This is a genomic window from Shewanella youngdeokensis (genome assembly GCF_033180165.1).
Taxonomy (GTDB): domain Bacteria; phylum Pseudomonadota; class Gammaproteobacteria; order Enterobacterales; family Shewanellaceae; genus Shewanella; species Shewanella youngdeokensis.
In genome coordinates this window covers 3,412,541-3,429,440 of sequence record NZ_CP136522.1, presented here as the reverse complement: position 1 = coordinate 3,429,440, position 16,900 = coordinate 3,412,541, and the positions used below count along the sequence as shown (strand labels likewise).

Below are 16,900 nucleotides of genomic sequence, written 5' to 3'. Positions count from 1 at the left end.
ATTAGCTAGGGTTTTATTGCTGGGCTGATATTATAGCTTGCAATGTAACACACTGTTTACTTGTAGCTTATTCAAGGGTTAATTCAATGACAAATGTTAACGCAAGTCGCCATGACTCAAGCCAAGTTTTAGCTTCGCTTTTGGTACCTGACAGCCGATTGAATATAGCTGATGCTAACCTTGCAAGCAAAGCTAAACAGGCTCTGAGTGCAACCGCTAATGTCGTCGGTAATGCCAACGTAAATACACCAGAGACGGAAGTCGACTCAACGGTGGTACTTTCGGACGCGGCCAAGCAAAAGTTGGCTGCAGAGCAAGAAGAGGTCGCGGTTGATGAGGCCGATTTAAAGTCATTCGCTTTTGGGGCGCTAGGCTTGGATCATCCGGAAAAAGTTGAAGAAAAAGAAGACACTTCATACACAGCAGGTCAATACGTTAAAGCCGCTGCTACGATAGGCAGCATGATTGCTTTATTTATTTAACCTCTATTTTGAGAAGCAGGGTTACGGTATTTGCTTATCGCTTAGGCTAACTGTTACTTGCCCATAAAATATGAAAAAAGCCGATTATGTATAATCGGCTTTTTTTGCGGGTAAAGTGCAATTCACTATAGTTTAAGTAGCACTTTCACATCGGCTGTAACATTGGCTTCATCAACATAACCGACCGCATTACTGGTTGACTTTACTTTGTTAATTACAGCTGCTGCATCGGCCTCAATAACCGGTGCGTTTGCTTTACCTGTAAACACCAGCCGCGACCAGTTAGATTGTAGTTGGGCATCATTACGGCCGGTGGTTAAGCCATGAAACGCAACGCGATCGGCTGCGCCTTCAGGTAATTCAACCAGCACCACTTTAGCGCCGTTTACTTGGGTCGATTTACCTAAGTATAGTTTTTTAACTTCATTAAGAGTTAACGAATCAACCCCTTGTGGGTTGCCAATGACGACCACACCCGCTAAAGAATTGAAAGATAATATGGCTAAGCCAACTAATAGATATTTTTTCATGTTAGCTCCTTAATATACAAAATCAATAGACATTGAATACACGATAGTATCGTCTAGTAGGGTTCCCACTGGAAGCAGGTTTCCATCAATGATTTGATAGTCAATATTAGACCCTAAGCCGCCGTAAGTATCTTTAAAGTCGGAATAGGTGACATCTACTTTTAGTGCCATATTTTTTGCAAAATCCCAACGGTTACCAATAGAGTAGGTCATTCGTTCTGAACTTTGTTTAACCCCTGCACCAATGCGATCTTCATCATCGGTGGTTTGAGTGTTGCTGATTGAAACATATGGCATAAAGCTATCTAGTTGGTAACCGAGTAAAGCTGATAAACCGCGATGATCAGGGTATGGTCCATCCAATGTCATGCTCATGGCTTCAGCATTAAACAATAATTGACCGTTGTTATATTGCATGCCGGCGGAGCTAAATTGGGACGTTTTATTGGCTACATAAAAGTCCATTTGAGCTACACCTGTCTCGGCAACTTCACCTTGTGAATACGCGGCTCTAAAGGTCCAATCTGCTACATACCAGTGCGCCGTCATCCCAATTAAATCTTCAATTTCAATTTTTATACCGTAGGTTGCATCTCCTTCAGAGCCGAAAGATGAGTGCCGCTCTTCTACTTGGGTAACACCAGCAAAAGGTTGTAGTTGCAAGGTAGTTTCACCAATCGTAAACGGAATGAGTAAGTCAAAACCTGTATAGTTACTGATGATAATGTTTTCATAAATTTCTAAAGGAGGGCGGATCATAGGGTAGGCATAGCCCACATCTAAATAGTCAGAATACATATACAGCTGGGTACGCATTTTGCCACCGCGTACAGTAAAGGTGTCTAAATCATAGCTTAAATAGGCGACTTCGATAGTCGGTTCAAAATCATAACGACCATCAGCTACTAATTGCGTGGTGACTTTCGCTTTATCGTTGATATTAAAATCAAATTGTAAGCCTATTAGTGTATCTTGCTTGAAATCGATTTTATCTTCATAACCGGCAAAGCCTGCATCATTATTAGATATGCCAACCCCAACGCTACCGAAACCGCTGAGCCGTAAATCGTCCATAGAAGCAGCGCTTGCATAAATAGGCATTATTGCAGTTGTAATAATAATTGATAAGGTGCTTAATTTCATAGATATATATTCCCTTAAATAACACTTGAATTTAAATTTATCTAATACTATATATAGCAAAAGTTTGCTTTTGCTACTAATGGAAAGTCACAGTGAAGTTAAATTCTCTAAATTAAATTTAAAGAATCTAACTTTAGCAAAGTTTAATTTGCATAAATATTTTATTATAAATGTTGTTTACTCACTGCTGTATATTTAGAATCTTACTTTGAAATAAATAATATACCGAATAAAGTTTTGTTATTTGATTTGGATCTGTTTTTTTGCTTATTTTGCTATTCTTATTGGTGTTCGTTTGTATTTCAAAGTTTTATTAGGTGTTTAAATGCCTGTTTTATATGTGCAGTTATATTTGTTTTGTGTGCTGTTTTTTTGTATTAAGTTGGACTTATTCTATGTAATCAATGGTAGGTACCATAAAGCTACTTTTGCTTGTTGTGATTTAAAATATAGAAACACTACAATTCATTAATGCAGTACTTAATCTTTTATACGAATGGAATGGCTTTATTACAAAAATATAAAAAAGGCCAATTATAGTTAATTGGCCTTTTACGCAGCATAATTTTTATGACTAAGTAACTACAATTTTAGTAGGACTTTTACCTCTGTAGTGACATTTGCTTCATCGATATAGGCAACTGAGTTGGTTGTCGATTTTACGTTATCAATGATTGCAGTTGGATCCGCCGCTATTTCAGGCGCTTCGGCTTTACCGGTAAATACCAACCGAGACCAATTTGACTGTAACTGAGCATCATTACGGCCAGTGGTTAAACTATGGAATGATACGCGCTCTGCTGAGCCTTCTGGTAACTCAAATAATGCGACTTTAGCGCCGTTCACTTGAGTCGACTTACCCAAGTACAGTTTTTTAACTTCGTTTAAAGTTAACGAGTCAACGCCTTGCGGGTTACCAATAACGATAATGCCGGCTGCTGAGTTGAAAGAGATCATAGCTAAGGCAGCGAGTATAATTTTTTTCATAAGAGTCCCTTAAAAAACAAAATCAATAGACATTGAGTATACGAAGGTATCGTCATAAAGAGTGCCCACGGGGACTATGTTACCGTTGACGTTCTGGTAATCAAAGTTAGACTCGAATCCTCCGTACGTATCGCAGAAATCAGAATAAGTAGCATCGATTTTTAATGCCATGTTTTTAGCAAAATCCCATCGACCACCTATTGAATAGGTCATTCGTTCTGAACTTTGTTGAATACCTGCACCTGCTCGATCTACATCATCGGTAGTATGAACATTGCTAATTGAGGCGTAAGGCATAAAACTACCGAACTGGTAACCTAGTAAGGCTGATAAGCCGAGATTGTCAGGATATGGGCCGTCTAATGTCATGCTCATTGCTTCGATATTGAGCAAAAACTGGCCGTTGTTATATTGGGCGCCAGCAGAGCTAAATTTAGAAGTTTTATTAGCCACTAGAACGTCCATTTCAGGTACACCCGTTTCGGCTATTTCACCTTGGGAATAAGCGGCTCTGAATGTCCAATCTGCCACATACCAATGTGCTGTCATCCCCCACAAGTTATCAATTTCAATTTTTACACCGAAGGTTGGAGCACTTTCGTTTCCGAGCGATGAGTGCCTCTCTTCAACTTGGCTTCCGCCAGCAAAAGGTTGCAGTTGTAAGGTGGACTCACCAATTGTGAATGGAATGAGAAAATCGAAACCAGTATAGTTACTGATGATGAGGTTCTCATAAATTTCAAGCGAAGGGCGGATCATTGGGTAGGCATAGCCTACATCTAAATAATCAGAATACATGTAAAGTTGAGTACGCATTTTTCCACCGCGTACTGTAAAGGTATCTAAATCATAGCTTAAGTAAGCTACCTCGATAGTGGGCTCGAAATCATAACGGCCATCGGCCACTAATTGCGTGGTGACTTTTGCTTTATTATTGATATTAAAGTCAAATTGCAAACCTATTAATGTATCTTGTTTAAAATTTACAGTATCTTCATATCCTGCAAAGCCGATATCATTACTTGATATACCAACCCCTACGCTACCAAAACCACTTATCCGTAGGTCGTCCATTGTTGCAGCATTTGCACAAGCTGGCATTATTGCCGCTGCAACTAAAATGGCTGTAGTACTTTTTTTCATCGACTTTATATTTCCTTGTGGATTAACTCTATATTGATATTTTATGTTGCGTTTACTTTAAACTGAGCGGTGATTAACGCTAAGTTTTCTTCGATACTTTGGATGTCGACGGCAACTTTATTTGCTTGTTCAACACTATCTGCTGTCTTGTGAGACATATCTCGAATCGATAATAGATGGTTTTCAATTTCGAGCGTTGTTTGCCCTTGCTCTTCAGTTGCTGCAGCTACAAGTTCATTACGCTGTTCAACATCAATGACATTTTTCATCACCTTAGATAATGCTGATTCTGCGTCATTACTTCTGTCGGTGCATGCTTCGGCATTGATAACGCTGCCGGATATGAGTTTCATGGCGACGTTGGTTTGCGATTGCAATTGTTCAAGGACTTGCTGTATTTCTTTTGTTGAAATTTGGGTGCGTGATGCAAGGGTGCGAACTTCGTCAGCGACAACCGCAAAGCCTCTACCTTGTTCACCTGCTCTGGCGGCTTCAATGGCTGCATTTAACGCTAACAGGTTGGTTTGCTCGGCAATAGAATTAATTGAGTGCAGGATGGATTCGGCGTTTTTAGTGCTGCTGTTTAATTCAGATACTACATCAACAACCGCTTTTACATCGGCGACCAAGTTATTAATGGCGACTTTGGTTTCTTGGACAAAGTCATTACCTTGCTTAGATAAGCCCAATGCGTTGTTAACGGCTCCGGCGGTATCAGTGGCATTGCCTGCAATATCTTGTGCCACCTCTGACATCTGGCTTACTGCTGAGGCCACTTCCTCTATGGAACTAAGTTGTTCTTGCGATAAAGATTGGGTGACTGAGTTTGTTTGGATTAAGTTTTTAGAAATGGCCTCTAACGAGTTTACGTTACTCAATACGCTGCTAATGTTACCGTGAAGGTTTTCTACAAATAAATTAAAGTGGTCAACAAAGTCTTTTAATTCGTCTTTTTTATGGTATTCAAGCCTTGCGGTTAGATCACCTTGACCCGAAGATATATCTTTCATCTTATTAATTATCTTTTCTAAATCATTTTTAATCCCGTTAATAATAAACCAGGCGAGAAGCAGAATAATTAATAAACAAACCACAGTGGTGATTTGTATTTGGACGTTTATGTTCTCGTTTTTTTGTGCGAGCTCGGTAACGACCTTGTTCACTTTAGTTTGCTGGGCACTGTACTGTTGGTTTAGTGCGGTATTAATTGACTCTAGTAAGGCACTATTTTTTTTTGCCAAAACGGCAGCGTCAGAAAGTGGAATTGTTCCTTCAATAATTCCTGTAGCAATTTTTCGTGCTTCAGAAAAATATATGGTGATGTTATTTTGTAGTGTGCTTATCACGTTGACGTCGTTTGACTTATCAAGAGACTTTAACTTTTTAAGCCCTTGATGGATATCTTTTTCAACTTGCATGTTTGCATCGAGATACTCTGTATCACCTAAAATAACCGCAATATTAAATCGTTCAGATGCTTGCTGCATCAAGACTTTATTTAACGAAGAAATACTTAGGGTGGGGTAGTCAATATTTTGAATGTTACTGACAGTCTTCGTATTGTAATTAAGTGTTGTTGAAATCATTAGAGATACAACCGCAAGTGCTAAAACAGCGATTGATGCAATAATAGATATTTTTGTTCTAATTGAAATTGATATCATAATTTTATACTGCTTTAACTGGTCGGACATGTCTGTTAAGCAGAGGTTATAGCAATAAAACCTATTAATTATGTTGATTTAGAACACAATTGTGTGAAATTGTGTGACAGTACGATTGCTTTTTGATGGATTTGGTCTATTATCAAACGTTTTTTATTATTGGTCATACGTATAAGCAATGGCTTAGCATACCCTAAGGCCTTACTCTTCTGCTTAATATACTTTAATTATAAGCGTTTTTATTGTGAGTTTAACTGAGATGTTTGCTCTGGACGTGTTGATTTTATCTACTATATTGCGCTGTCGCCGCGTTGGTTACTGCTCCGTAAAATTATATTTGCTTCAGTTATCAATTGCTATTACCTAAGCCATAATTAAGCTCCGCTGCAAATAAAATTTTTGGTGACGGCTAAAATATGGTTAAAGCGGGGAGCGTAATTGCTTTGTGATTAACGATGTTGTCTTATCGATGCAATGAGATCACAGCCCGTTACTTAAATGCAACGGGCTGTAGGATCTTATTTATATAGTGATGGGTCACTAACGTTTGGACGTGTTTTAAAACGGCGATGTAGCCACATGTATTGGCTTTTATTGCGATTGATAATCTGTTCGATTATTTGATTACCACGTTTAGCGTCTTCAATCTCGTTTTCGCCAGGGAAGTTATCAAGCGGCGCTTGAAATTCGATAGTATAGCCAGTGTCTGTGTCATTACGCTCAACTAAAAAGGGCACCACTTTAGCTTTTCCAAGCTTTGCTAGTGCAGTAGCACCAGTAATCGTTGCTGCTTCTTCAACAGCAAAGAAAGGTACAAAGGTAGCACTTGAGCGACCAAAATCTTGGTCTGCTGTATACCAAATAACGTTGGCTGCTCTTAGGCTACGCACCATTTGGCGTACATCTTTTTTCGGGACTAGTGCTTTGTTTGAACGCAGTCGCCCTTTCACCTGCAAGTATTCCATGACCGGGTTGTTGTGAGGTCGGTAAACACCCATTCCTGGGTGCATTTGGCCAAAAATACGCGCGCCCATTTCTAATGGTAGGCAGTGTACTGCAAATAATATAACTCCTTGGCCTTTTTCGAGTAGCGGCTCAATATGCTCTTGGCCTTTTATGGTCATATGTTGCTGAACTTTTTTATCTGACCACCACCAAGCATTAATAGTATCGAAAATCGCTTTGCCGGTTTGCTCAAAGTTTTCATGCAATAACGCTTGTAACTCAGCATCGGTCATTTCAGGAAAGCACAACTGTAAATTTCGCTGAGCTGTATGCACGCGTTTAGCAATCACTCGCTTCGCTAATGTGCCTATTGCGGCACCAAGCTTCATTTGAAAACGCATTGGTAAAAATTGCGTTAACCGCATTACGGCTACGCCTAACCACAATAACCAGTACTTAGGATGATATAAATGAGATGAGAACTGCGCTTTTTCTACCACTGAAAACTCGAATTCATTGAAAAATTACTTATTATTCTAACGCAAACTGACTCAAAATCAGTAAAAATTAGGTACAATCACCAGTAAATTTTGTGAAAGACACAGCTATTATGAAGATTTCTCTGCCAGCATTTGAAAACGCCAAGGTACTCGTTGTCGGTGATGTAATGTTAGATCGCTACTGGGTGGGCCCGACTGCCCGTATTTCACCAGAAGCTCCTGTCCCTGTTGTTAAAGTCGACCAGGTTGAAGATAGGCCCGGCGGGGCTGCTAACGTAGCGATTAATATTGCCACGCTAGGCGGCAGAGCGAGCCTTGCCGGGATTGTAGGAACTGATGAAACCGCAGATGCCTTAACCGTTGGTATTCGAGCCTTAGGCGTTGAGCCTAATTGGCATAAAGTCGCGGGTAAGCCCACTATCACGAAATTGCGCGTAATGTCACGTAACCAGCAATTGCTACGTTTAGATTTTGAAGAAAGTTATTCAAAAACTGAAAGTGACGCACTGCTGGCTAAAACCGTTGCCCAGCTAGATGATGTTGATGTTGCTGTATTGTCTGATTATGCCAAGGGAGCGTTAATTTCACCTCAAGCGTTTATTCAATCAGCTAATGCAAAGGGCGTTAAAGTTTTAGTGGATCCCAAGGGCTGTGACTTTGCTCGTTATCGCGGTGCATTTTTACTAACACCTAACATGAGTGAGTTTGAAGCTGTCGTTGGTAAAGTTGAATCGGAAGCCGATTTAGTGAGTAAAGCACAGACTTTAATAGCTAACTTCGAGTTTGGAGCGATGCTGGTTACCCGTTCAGAAAAAGGTATGACGTTGATCACTAAAGATCAGCCAGAGCTGCATATTCCGACCGTTGCGCGCGAAGTTTATGATGTTACAGGGGCGGGTGATACCGTGATCTCAGCTTTAGCGACTGCAATCGCAGCCGGTAGTGATTTAGCGCAAGCTTGCGCGATTGCCAATACTGCAGCCGGGATAGTTGTAGCTAAACTGGGTACGTCAACCGTGACGCGTATTGAGTTAATTGAGGCTTTGTCGTTAAGCCAAGGTGAGTCAGGTTTTGGCGCTGTCAGTGAAGATCAGTTAGTTTATGCTCTTCAACAGGCTAAATTACGTGGCGAACGCGTGGTGATGACCAATGGCTGTTTTGATATTTTACATGCTGGGCATGTGAGTTACTTACAACAAGCTAAAGCACTCGGTGATCGATTAATTGTCGCTGTTAATAGTGATGCATCGGTTAAGCGCCTTAAAGGTGAAGGGCGTCCGGTTAACCCAGAAAATAGACGTATGGCCGTATTGGCTGGTTTGGCGTCGGTTGATTGGGTTGTGCCTTTTAGTGAAGATACACCGCAACGTGTTATTGCCCGTTTATTACCGGATTTACTGGTTAAAGGCGGCGATTATAAAGTGGAAGATATTGCTGGTGGTAGCGAAGTTATTGCCGCTGGTGGTAGTGTTGAAGTGCTCGGATTTGAAAAAGGGGTCTCAACAACAGCCATTATTGAAAATATAATGGCTAACCAATAGTGGGACTCAAGCATAGCTGTGAAGCCGGCCGGCTATGTTAACAACATTGCTGGTGGGGATGACACTGACTGGTGGTTTTGCTTGGGATAACATTGGGACTAAACAAGTCCTTATTTGCGATCTTGGTCAGTTGGAGCATTGCTTAAGGCAGCTCCCGCTTTCAGCTAGACCACTACTGCCTACAACTGAAACTATCCGCACTTCTCTGGGGCGGCGGGCTGCGATGGCTTTACCGACTCCACATGAAGACGTTGCAGGTGTTATCGTTACTGATCTCACTCAATTACCATCAGAGCGCTCGGTTAATTGGGGAGTTGGGGATTTTTCGCTGGCACTTTTCAGAAAAGCTGACATGACCTATTGGCACGAGTTGGGGCATTTTCAGGCCATTGAAACCGCTAAAGCGTTAGACATTACGATTAGCAGTTCTTTTCAACATGAGTGGTTAGCGGACCTTTACCTTATCTGGCGCAGCGCTAAAGAGACAAATAGTCTTGCTTTAGCGTGGCAGCAATACCACCGACGTAACATTGATGTCATGTCCAGCATCGATTTTTTGTCACACTGGAGTGTGCCTATAATGTCGCAAGTGCTGGCGCTGTATAGTGCTGAAGAGCTGGTTGATTTTACCAACTTTGATGCTTTCTTAATTGATAGTTGGCCGCAGATAACTGTACCGACTAGCGGGGAACTTGCCGAGTTTTCTAGCCTTATTCAACGTACTTTTGGTGCTGGCACTGTACAACCTTTGCCAGGTTATATGTATTGGCGTAAACCGGCATTAGGACAATACCTGAAACCGACTCTAAGTGAACTTATGGGAAGGCGCTCTGCTAACCAGTGGTTGTCTTCCCAGTATATGGACGGAAGAATCACCTCTACTCTACAGCGGTTTTAATTTAGTTCTCGCATAGTAAAACAAGCTTACAAATAATGGTTTGGTTTTGTGTGCTAAATATTGGCCCATTAAAGTGGTAAGTCGATACTGACAAAAAATGAGTGTTTAAATATTTAACTGGTGACATAAGTTACAGCAAGTAAACGGCCTACGCTTACAATAATAGTTACAAGCATAAACATAATACCACCATAGCCAAATGGTCAGCGGTTGCTCGATTCCCTAAGTACAATACTAGGATTAAAATCAATATCACCTTCATCATCTATTGTGACGAGCTTATTTTCTTGGCTCGCGACGGCGGTGCTACACTGGTTAACGTTGCGCACAAATAATAAGCGGTAACCTAATTTAGTTAAGGTATAAAATGCAAACCGCTGTGCGTTAGTGAGTAATGACCAATGCTTATGTTCATCAATTGGCGTAGCACTTCTGTTTTCGCGCTCAATAAAGGAAGCTTGCGCGCTTAACGTACCGGTCGATTGCATTTAAATTCACCTTAATTAACTATTCATTAACATTGTTTGATATTGCTAGATTATTTGAGTCTCTGCAAGTGAATTTTATTGCTTGGTATAGATATAGTTTGAGAGCCAGCTTTGTTATGTCTAGGTGATTCTGATTCTTCGCAACAGTAAGGTTTTTACTGTTGGTTGTAACTGCTGGTGTGCTGTAGACACCTTAGCGTGGTTTCAGTTTGAAATAACAAGTAAATATTGTAATGAGAACAGGCGTGTTGGGAGGTTAGCTGTTAGTAATCAAGATTAATGAGCCAATAACCGTTATCGAATACCTTAATAGGGCAAAGTTGTTGCCCTATTAAGGTTACTCTTCATCGGTTTATTCGACGTAATTAAACAGCGACTTAACCGTTTCAAGTGTATCGTCAATTTGTTGAATGTCTGATGGACAGATAAAAATAGTATCATCACCAGCAATCGTGCCCAAAATCCCTTCAGGCTTGCCTATTGAATCTAATAATCTTGCGATTAACTGCGCTGCGCCTGGGCTGGTTCTTACCACAATCATGGATTGGTTATGATCCACATCAAGAACAAGGTTTTTTAGTGGGCTACCGGCAGTCGGCACACCAAGTTCAGCGGGTAAGCAGTAAACCATTTGTTGTTTAGCGTTACGAGTACGAACAGCTCCAAATTTACTGAGCATACGAGAAACTTTAGATTGGTTGATGTTGCCATAGCCTTCTGCTTGAAGTGCGGTGACAATTTCACTTTGGGAGCCAAAACGCTCCTCTTTTAATATCAACTTAAATGTCTTTACTAGATCGTCTGGATTCTTGCTAGTTTGCATATCTTATTATTCTTTATTCAAAAAATACCGGCCCATGATGAATATATTCATCAATCCTGTCAAATTTTACTGCTTTTTATGCATAACAATTCAAATTTATGCTGGTTTTGGATGAAGAAAAGCAAGATTAGAGTATTAATTCTATTATTTGGAACTTTAATTTTTTTGGACCTACATCGACATTAAAGTCTGTTTAGCCGTTGTGCTGGTATTTTGTACGATTTATGTGAGTATATTATAGAGATAACACGACTAAGGGATAATTGAAATTTAGTTATGAATACAGTAATGTTGCCCCATAACAAAAATAGATCTAAATCACAAAAATCCGAGAATTAACGGAGTTCACTATGAAAGTTGCTGTACTTGGTGCTGCTGGCGGAATTGGTCAGGCACTTGCCCTACTATTAAAAACTCAACTACCTGCGGGTTCTAAATTATCGCTTTATGATATCGCTCCTGTTACACCAGGTGTCGCTGTTGACTTAAGCCATATTCCAACAGCTGTCGAAGTGCAAGGGTTTGCTGGTAAAGATCCGTCTGCTGCACTGGATGGAGCCGATGTTGTGCTTATTTCTGCAGGTGTTGCCCGTAAGCCTGGCATGGATCGCTCAGATCTATTTAACATTAATGCTGGTATTGTTAAGAATCTAGTCGAGCAGTGTGCTGCGACTTGCCCTAAGGCTCTCATAGGGATCATTACTAACCCTGTGAACACAACGGTTGCTATTGCTGCTGAAGTACTGAAAAAAGCGGGTGTATACGATAAAAACCGTTTGTTTGGTGTAACGACGCTTGATGTTATCCGTTCTGAAACTTTTGTTGCTGAAGCAAAAGGTTTGAACGTTGCTGACGTAAAAGTGAATGTTATTGGTGGTCATAGTGGTGTGACTATTCTACCTCTGCTTTCTCAAGTTGAAGGCGTTAACTTTACAGATGAAGAAGTTGCAGCATTAACGACTCGTATCCAAAATGCAGGTACCGAGGTGGTTGAAGCTAAAGCAGGTGGAGGTAGTGCAACATTGTCGATGGGGCAAGCGGCTTGTCGTTTTGGTCTTTCTCTTGTTCGTGGTCTACAAGGTGATGCTAACGTTGTTGAGTGTGCTTATGTTGATGGTGGCAGTGAGCATGCAGAATTTTTTGCTCAGCCTATCTTACTGGGTAAAAATGGCGTTGAAGAAGTACTTGCTTATGGTGATGTTAGTGCGTTTGAAGCCAATGCCCGCGACGAAATGTTAGCGACATTGAAAGCTGATATTGAACTTGGTATTAACTTTGTTAAGTGATTTTATTCTCTAAACTAAAAACGGAGCCAATTGGCTCCGTTTTTGTTGATTTAGCGTAAACTAATTACTGCGTCTTACTGCTAATTTAGCCAGTGAAATCAGAGCTGTTTTGTAATCTGAATCCGGTAGTATGCTGATTGCTGCAATTGCTTTGTTTGACTCATCAACTGCCCGTTGCTCAGTGTACTCAAGAGCGCCACAGTGTTTTAGTGCGCTAAGAATTACATCGATATGCTCGGTTCCGTCACCTTTTTCAATTGCTTCTTTTATCAAAGCAACTTCGGTTTCATTACCATTAGCCATCGCAAAAATAAGCGGTAAAGTTGGCTTGCCTTCGGCTAAATCATCACCAATGTTTTTACCTAGCTCGTCGCTATCAGCAGTATAATCGAGCAAGTCATCGGTTAACTGGAAAGCTGTTCCAAGGTATTTACCATAATCAGCCAATGCAGTTTGGATCTCGATAGGGCTACCAGCTAACAAACCAGCAAGACGAGTCGCGGCCTCAAATAGTTTAGCGGTTTTACAGTAGATGACCCGCATATAGCTTTCTTCTGTGGTGTCAGGGTCATTACAGTTCATAAGTTGCAGAACTTCGCCCTCAGAAAGAACATTGGTCGCGTCCGCAAGGATTTCGAGTACTTCCATACTCTTAAGTTCAGTCATCATTTGGAATGAACGAGTATATAAAAAGTCACCAACCAAAACACTGGCACTATTGCCAAAAAGAGCGTTAGCTGTTTTTCTTCCGCGCCGAAGTGTTGACTCATCAACAACATCATCATGTAGTAAAGAGGCGGTGTGAATAAACTCAATAATGGCTGCTAACTTCTGATGAGACTCACCTTTATAGTCTATTGCGCGCGCTGCTAAAATGGAAAGCAATGGTCTTAAACGCTTGCCACCACTATTAATAATGTAAAAACCTAACTGATTGATCAAAGCAACATCTGACTCAAGTTGTTTAGATATCAGTTGATTGACAGCTTGCATATCGCTATCAGCTAATTGACGAATGGCGTTTAAATCCATAGATAGGCTCGGGCTCTGATTTGTTGGCTACAATAAATAATGCAGCTCATTTATGGCATAAATGATATAGTATTAATATTCTACCTAAATCTGAGCGGTAAGACAGTAGTTGTGGGTAATAGTGAGAGTTAATTGGGTCTTTTTTTATTCTTATTCAATTAGCACTTGTCAGCTAGGTTAACTTAGCGTAAACTCCGCGACCATTGTCATTAAAGCTTTTATAGCACCCCTGCATCAATCTGTAATGTTTGAGCGGCGTGTTAGAAATATCGGAGTAAAATAGCTATGTACGCTGTTTTTCAAAGTGGCGGCAAACAACATCGCGTTGAAGCCGGCCATACAGTTCGTTTAGAAAAATTAGAAGTCGCTACAGGCGAAACTATTGAGTTTGACCAAGTTCTTTTGGTTGCTGATGGTGAGACTGTACACGTAGGTGCACCTTTAGTTGAAGGTGGTAAGGTTGTTGCTGAAGTTGTTAGCCACGGCCGTGCGGAGAAGGTAACTATTGTTAAGTTCCGTCGTCGTAAGCACCACGATAAGAAGATGGGCCATCGTCAATGGTTCACCGAAGTTAAAATTACAGCTATTAGCGCTTAATTAGGAGTCTAACTCATGGCACATAAAAAAGCTGGCGGTTCTACTCGTAACGGCCGCGATTCAGAAAGTAAACGTCTTGGTGTTAAACGCTTTGGCGGTGAATCAGTTCTAGCTGGTAACATCATCGTTCGTCAACGTGGTACAAAATTCCACGCTGGTGACAATGTTGGTATCGGTCGTGACCACACTTTATTCGCTCTTACTTCTGGTAAAGTGAAGTTTGAAGTTAAAGGTCCACAGAACCGTAAGTTCATCAGTATTGAAGATTAATTATTAGCTAAGCTAGTAATTGGTTTACAAAGCCCCGCCATTGGTGGGGCTTTGTTATTTTTAATAATATGTAAATTGTTTTTTGGCGACTAGAATCGTTAAGAGTATAATTCTTTCATTCTGTGGAGCCAGGAGTTGGTATGAAGTTTGTCGATGAAGCGACTATTCGCGTAGAAGCGGGTAATGGTGGCAGTGGTTGCGTCAGTTTTAGACGTGAAAAATATGTTCCCGATGGTGGTCCTGACGGTGGTGATGGTGGAGACGGCGGTAGTGTTTATCTGCAAGCTGACGAAAACCTCAATACGTTGATTACTTATCAGTTCGAACGTTTCCACAATGCTGAACGTGGTAAAAACGGTCGTGGTAGGGATTGCACCGGTCATGGTGGTGATGATCTCGTACTAAAAGTTCCCGTTGGTACACGAGCTATCGATGCCGAGACTGAAGAGTCTTTAGGTGACTTGACCACTCATGGCCAAAGAATGCTAGTGGCTAAAGGTGGATTTCACGGTTTAGGCAATACTCGTTTTAAAACCAGTACTAACCGTGCACCAAGACAAAAAACATTAGGCACAGATGGCGAGATTCGTACTCTTAAGTTAGAACTGATGTTACTTGCTGATGTAGGCTTACTTGGTTTACCTAATGCTGGTAAATCAACATTTATTCGCTCAGTTTCAAAAGCAAAGCCAAAAGTAGCTGATTATCCATTTACAACTTTGGTTCCTAATCTTGGTGTTGTTAATCCAAGACCTGGTCAGAGTTTTGTGATTGCTGATATTCCAGGCCTTATTGAAGGCGCTGCAGATGGTGCTGGCTTAGGCGTACAGTTCTTAAAGCATCTAGAGCGTTGTCGTGTGTTGTTGCATATCCTTGATATCGATCCTATCGATGGCAGCAATCCGGTTGATTCAGCCCGTGCAATTATTGGTGAGTTAGAAAAGCATTCACCAAAACTGGCTGGTAAGCCACGCTGGTTAGTTATTAACAAAGCAGATTTGATGCTCGAAGATGAGCTTCAGGAAAGAATCGATACTATCGTGAAAGAGCTTGAGTGGGAAGGTGATGTATATACTATTTCTGCTTATAACCGCGAAGGTACTGCTGAATTAGCCCTTAAACTATTAGACTTTATCACTGCATTACCTCCTGAAGAAGAGGTTGATGTTGAAGCTGAAGTTGAGTTTAAATGGGATAATTATCACCAAAATGCTAATGAGTCTATTAATGAAGATTTTGAAGATGATCTTGATGATGACGATGATTTTGATGATGACGATTACGATGTTGAGGTTATCTATCAAAGATAGATAAGTTCAATAGAGGATGTTGAGATTTGTACGCTGACACGCAGAACGATATTACCCGTCAAGTTGTTAGAGTGGCTCAACTTCTTCTTGCTTATGGCGCTGATTCCGATCTTGTTGAAGAGATCAGTCAGCGTCTAGGCTCTGCTTTAGGTTTGGCCAGTGTAGAAATATCCATCTCCTCAAATTCCCTCGTGTTAACCAGCCTTGTTCATGGGCGCTGCATTACAACAACCCGACGTATACGAGAACACGGCATCAACATGGCGATCGTATGCGAACTTCAACGTATTTGTTTATTAACTGAGAAAGGCATTTATGGCTTGTATGAAGTGCGTAAACGCGTTGCCCGTATCGAGCCCAAAACTTATTCTGCTAAATACTTAGTTCCCATGATTGGCTTATCTTGTGCCAGTTTTTGCCATTTATTCGGTGGTGATTTCAGCGCTTGTTTGATCACTTTTTTTGCTTCGGCTGTTGGCATGTTGGTACGGCTTTTTATTGCTAAGCACCATTTTAATTTGTTGCTAAATTTTAGCGTTACGGCATTTATCACCACATTAATTGCTCAAACTGGTTTACTGTTCGATTTATCGGACACACCAAAGCTACCTCTGGCTGCAAGCGTTTTAATGCTAGTGCCTGGCTTTCCGATGATTAACGCCATATCAGATATGGTAAAAGGGCATTTAAATGTTGGGATCTCTCGCTGGGGTCACGCGACGTTACTTACTTTGTCTTCTGTTATTGGGATTACTATGGCTATGCAAATTAGTGGGCATTTTTTATGATGTCACTTATCTGGGCGGTATTAGATGATGCTATCTTTTCTGCTATCCCGGCAGTGGGCTTTGCGATGGTTTTTAATGTTCCTCGTCGCTTCTTGCCTTATTGCGCTCTAGCGGGCGCTTTAGGGCACGGTAGCCGTACTTTATGGTTGAGTGCTGGTTTACCGATTGAGTGGGCAACTTTTTTAGCTGCTGCGCTTGTTGGGGTGGTGACTATTGGGTTTGCAAAAAGGCACTTAGCGCCGCCTTTAATGTATGCTGTTGCTGCTATTATCCCAATGATCCCTGGTACTTATGCATTTAATACTGTTATAGCGCTAGTTCAATTGACCGCACAGTCTCACGTGAGTGCCGAACTTACTACCGAGGTGATTAGTAACGGTCTAAAAACCGTATTTATACTTGGTGCCTTGTCTGTAGGGCTTGCTATGCCTAGCTTGTTGTATTTCCGTTCGCGACCAATTATCTAACAGAAT

General features: G+C 41.0%; 18 protein-coding genes. 9 read left to right on the top strand and 9 right to left on the bottom strand.

Going from position 1 to position 16,900, the window contains the following annotated elements; all coding sequences use genetic code 11:
* Window positions 1-86 precede the first annotated feature (86 nt).
* Entirely contained in the window at window positions 87-482 is a 396-nt protein-coding gene (locus RGE70_RS14720) for a hypothetical protein (RefSeq protein WP_310472200.1), read from the top strand.
* A 125-nt stretch (window positions 483-607) separates the two neighbouring features.
* Here RGE70_RS14720 and RGE70_RS14715 read toward each other — a convergent pair whose 3' ends face one another.
* The 6 genes from RGE70_RS14715 to RGE70_RS14690 form a co-directional block, all read right to left on the bottom strand.
* Entirely contained in the window at window positions 608-1,012 is a 405-nt protein-coding gene (locus RGE70_RS14715; RefSeq protein WP_310472199.1) for a type 2 periplasmic-binding domain-containing protein, read from the bottom strand.
* Between the two features lie 9 nt (window positions 1,013-1,021).
* On the bottom strand, window positions 1,022-2,155 hold the full coding sequence (locus RGE70_RS14710) for a hypothetical protein (RefSeq protein WP_310472198.1): 1,134 nt from the start codon (window positions 2,153-2,155) through the stop codon (window positions 1,022-1,024).
* A gap of 582 nt (window positions 2,156-2,737) precedes the next feature.
* On the bottom strand, window positions 2,738-3,142 hold the full coding sequence (locus RGE70_RS14705) for a phosphate ABC transporter substrate-binding protein (RefSeq protein ID WP_310472197.1): 405 nt from the start codon (window positions 3,140-3,142) through the stop codon (window positions 2,738-2,740).
* Window positions 3,143-3,151: 9 nt separating this feature from the next.
* Complete coding sequence (locus RGE70_RS14700; protein WP_310472196.1) at window positions 3,152-4,285, bottom strand: porin; 1,134 nt, start codon at window positions 4,283-4,285, stop codon at window positions 3,152-3,154.
* Window positions 4,286-4,326: 41 nt separating this feature from the next.
* Complete coding sequence (locus RGE70_RS14695) at window positions 4,327-5,949, bottom strand: methyl-accepting chemotaxis protein (protein ID WP_375087864.1); 1,623 nt, start codon at window positions 5,947-5,949, stop codon at window positions 4,327-4,329.
* A gap of 518 nt (window positions 5,950-6,467) precedes the next feature.
* Window positions 6,468-7,394 (bottom strand): LpxL/LpxP family Kdo(2)-lipid IV(A) lauroyl/palmitoleoyl acyltransferase, encoded by a 927-nt coding sequence (locus RGE70_RS14690; RefSeq protein WP_310472194.1) that lies wholly within the window; start codon window positions 7,392-7,394, stop codon window positions 6,468-6,470.
* 110 nt (window positions 7,395-7,504) lie between these two features.
* Between RGE70_RS14690 and hldE the strand changes: the two genes are divergently transcribed.
* Together hldE and RGE70_RS14680 are read left to right on the top strand one after the other, a co-directional pair.
* Window positions 7,505-8,935 (top strand): bifunctional D-glycero-beta-D-manno-heptose-7-phosphate kinase/D-glycero-beta-D-manno-heptose 1-phosphate adenylyltransferase HldE, encoded by a 1,431-nt coding sequence (hldE, locus tag RGE70_RS14685; protein WP_310472193.1) that lies wholly within the window; start codon window positions 7,505-7,507, stop codon window positions 8,933-8,935.
* 34 nt (window positions 8,936-8,969) lie between these two features.
* Complete coding sequence (locus RGE70_RS14680) at window positions 8,970-9,833, top strand: hypothetical protein (RefSeq protein WP_310472192.1); 864 nt, start codon at window positions 8,970-8,972, stop codon at window positions 9,831-9,833.
* Window positions 9,834-10,036: 203 nt separating this feature from the next.
* On the opposite strand, the gene RGE70_RS14675 is transcribed toward RGE70_RS14680, so the two are convergent.
* Together RGE70_RS14675 and argR are read right to left on the bottom strand one after the other, a co-directional pair.
* Window positions 10,037-10,321, bottom strand: a complete 285-nt coding sequence (locus RGE70_RS14675) for a hypothetical protein (protein WP_310472191.1) — start codon at window positions 10,319-10,321, stop codon at window positions 10,037-10,039.
* 352 nt (window positions 10,322-10,673) lie between these two features.
* Window positions 10,674-11,144 (bottom strand): transcriptional regulator ArgR, encoded by a 471-nt coding sequence (argR, locus tag RGE70_RS14670; protein WP_310472190.1) that lies wholly within the window; start codon window positions 11,142-11,144, stop codon window positions 10,674-10,676.
* Window positions 11,145-11,494: 350 nt separating this feature from the next.
* On the opposite strand from argR, the gene mdh reads away from it, so the two are divergent.
* Complete coding sequence (gene mdh, locus RGE70_RS14665; protein WP_310472189.1) at window positions 11,495-12,430, top strand: malate dehydrogenase; 936 nt, start codon at window positions 11,495-11,497, stop codon at window positions 12,428-12,430.
* 60 nt (window positions 12,431-12,490) lie between these two features.
* Here the strand turns inward: mdh and ispB are convergent, their stop codons facing one another.
* On the bottom strand, window positions 12,491-13,462 hold the full coding sequence (ispB, locus tag RGE70_RS14660) for an octaprenyl diphosphate synthase (protein WP_310472188.1): 972 nt from the start codon (window positions 13,460-13,462) through the stop codon (window positions 12,491-12,493).
* Window positions 13,463-13,747: 285 nt separating this feature from the next.
* Here ispB and rplU point away from each other — a divergent pair, with 285 nt between their 5' ends.
* The 5 genes from rplU to RGE70_RS14635 all read left to right on the top strand — a co-directional run bounded on the left by rplU (window position 13,748) and on the right by RGE70_RS14635 (window position 16,894).
* Window positions 13,748-14,059 carry a 50S ribosomal protein L21 gene (gene rplU / locus RGE70_RS14655; protein ID WP_020914101.1) on the top strand — a complete coding sequence of 104 codons (312 nt, stop codon included), beginning with the start codon at window positions 13,748-13,750 and terminating at the stop codon, window positions 14,057-14,059.
* 15 nt (window positions 14,060-14,074) lie between these two features.
* Window positions 14,075-14,329: a 50S ribosomal protein L27 gene (gene rpmA, locus RGE70_RS14650; RefSeq protein ID WP_310472187.1), complete on the top strand. Its 255-nt coding sequence runs from the start codon at window positions 14,075-14,077 to the stop codon at window positions 14,327-14,329.
* Window positions 14,330-14,469: 140 nt separating this feature from the next.
* Window positions 14,470-15,639 (top strand): Obg family GTPase CgtA, encoded by a 1,170-nt coding sequence (gene cgtA, locus RGE70_RS14645; protein WP_310472186.1) that lies wholly within the window; start codon window positions 14,470-14,472, stop codon window positions 15,637-15,639.
* A 26-nt stretch (window positions 15,640-15,665) separates the two neighbouring features.
* A complete protein-coding gene (locus RGE70_RS14640) occupies window positions 15,666-16,427 on the top strand; it encodes a threonine/serine exporter family protein (protein ID WP_310472185.1) in 762 nt (253 codons plus the stop codon).
* Window positions 16,424-16,894, top strand: coding sequence for a threonine/serine exporter family protein (locus RGE70_RS14635; protein ID WP_310472184.1), 471 nt, complete (start codon window positions 16,424-16,426; stop codon window positions 16,892-16,894). Before RGE70_RS14640 ends, RGE70_RS14635 begins: the two co-directional genes overlap by 4 nt.
* Window positions 16,895-16,900 lie beyond the last annotated feature (6 nt).

Excerpts from the sequence above, each read along its gene's own strand:
- cgtA (WP_310472186.1), top strand. The coding sequence starts at position 14,470 with ATGAAGTTTGTCGATGAAGCGACTATTCGCGTAGAAGCGGGTAATGGT.
- RGE70_RS14635 (WP_310472184.1), top strand. The coding sequence starts at position 16,424 with ATGATGTCACTTATCTGGGCGGTATTAGATGATGCTATCTTTTCTGCT.
- RGE70_RS14710 (WP_310472198.1), bottom strand. The coding sequence starts at position 2,155 with ATGAAATTAAGCACCTTATCAATTATTATTACAACTGCAATAATGCCT.
- RGE70_RS14720 (WP_310472200.1), top strand. The coding sequence starts at position 87 with ATGACAAATGTTAACGCAAGTCGCCATGACTCAAGCCAAGTTTTAGCT.
- RGE70_RS14700 (WP_310472196.1), bottom strand. The coding sequence starts at position 4,285 with ATGAAAAAAAGTACTACAGCCATTTTAGTTGCAGCGGCAATAATGCCA.
- ispB (WP_310472188.1), bottom strand. The coding sequence starts at position 13,462 with ATGGATTTAAACGCCATTCGTCAATTAGCTGATAGCGATATGCAAGCT.
- RGE70_RS14695 (WP_375087864.1), bottom strand. The coding sequence starts at position 5,949 with ATGATATCAATTTCAATTAGAACAAAAATATCTATTATTGCATCAATC.
- argR (WP_310472190.1), bottom strand. The coding sequence starts at position 11,144 with ATGCAAACTAGCAAGAATCCAGACGATCTAGTAAAGACATTTAAGTTG.
- RGE70_RS14675 (WP_310472191.1), bottom strand. The coding sequence starts at position 10,321 with ATGCAATCGACCGGTACGTTAAGCGCGCAAGCTTCCTTTATTGAGCGC.
- mdh (WP_310472189.1), top strand. The coding sequence starts at position 11,495 with ATGAAAGTTGCTGTACTTGGTGCTGCTGGCGGAATTGGTCAGGCACTT.
- RGE70_RS14705 (WP_310472197.1), bottom strand. The coding sequence starts at position 3,142 with ATGAAAAAAATTATACTCGCTGCCTTAGCTATGATCTCTTTCAACTCA.
- RGE70_RS14680 (WP_310472192.1), top strand. The coding sequence starts at position 8,970 with ATGTTAACAACATTGCTGGTGGGGATGACACTGACTGGTGGTTTTGCT.
- RGE70_RS14715 (WP_310472199.1), bottom strand. The coding sequence starts at position 1,012 with ATGAAAAAATATCTATTAGTTGGCTTAGCCATATTATCTTTCAATTCT.
- rplU (WP_020914101.1), top strand. The coding sequence starts at position 13,748 with ATGTACGCTGTTTTTCAAAGTGGCGGCAAACAACATCGCGTTGAAGCC.
- rpmA (WP_310472187.1), top strand. The coding sequence starts at position 14,075 with ATGGCACATAAAAAAGCTGGCGGTTCTACTCGTAACGGCCGCGATTCA.
- hldE (WP_310472193.1), top strand. The coding sequence starts at position 7,505 with ATGAAGATTTCTCTGCCAGCATTTGAAAACGCCAAGGTACTCGTTGTC.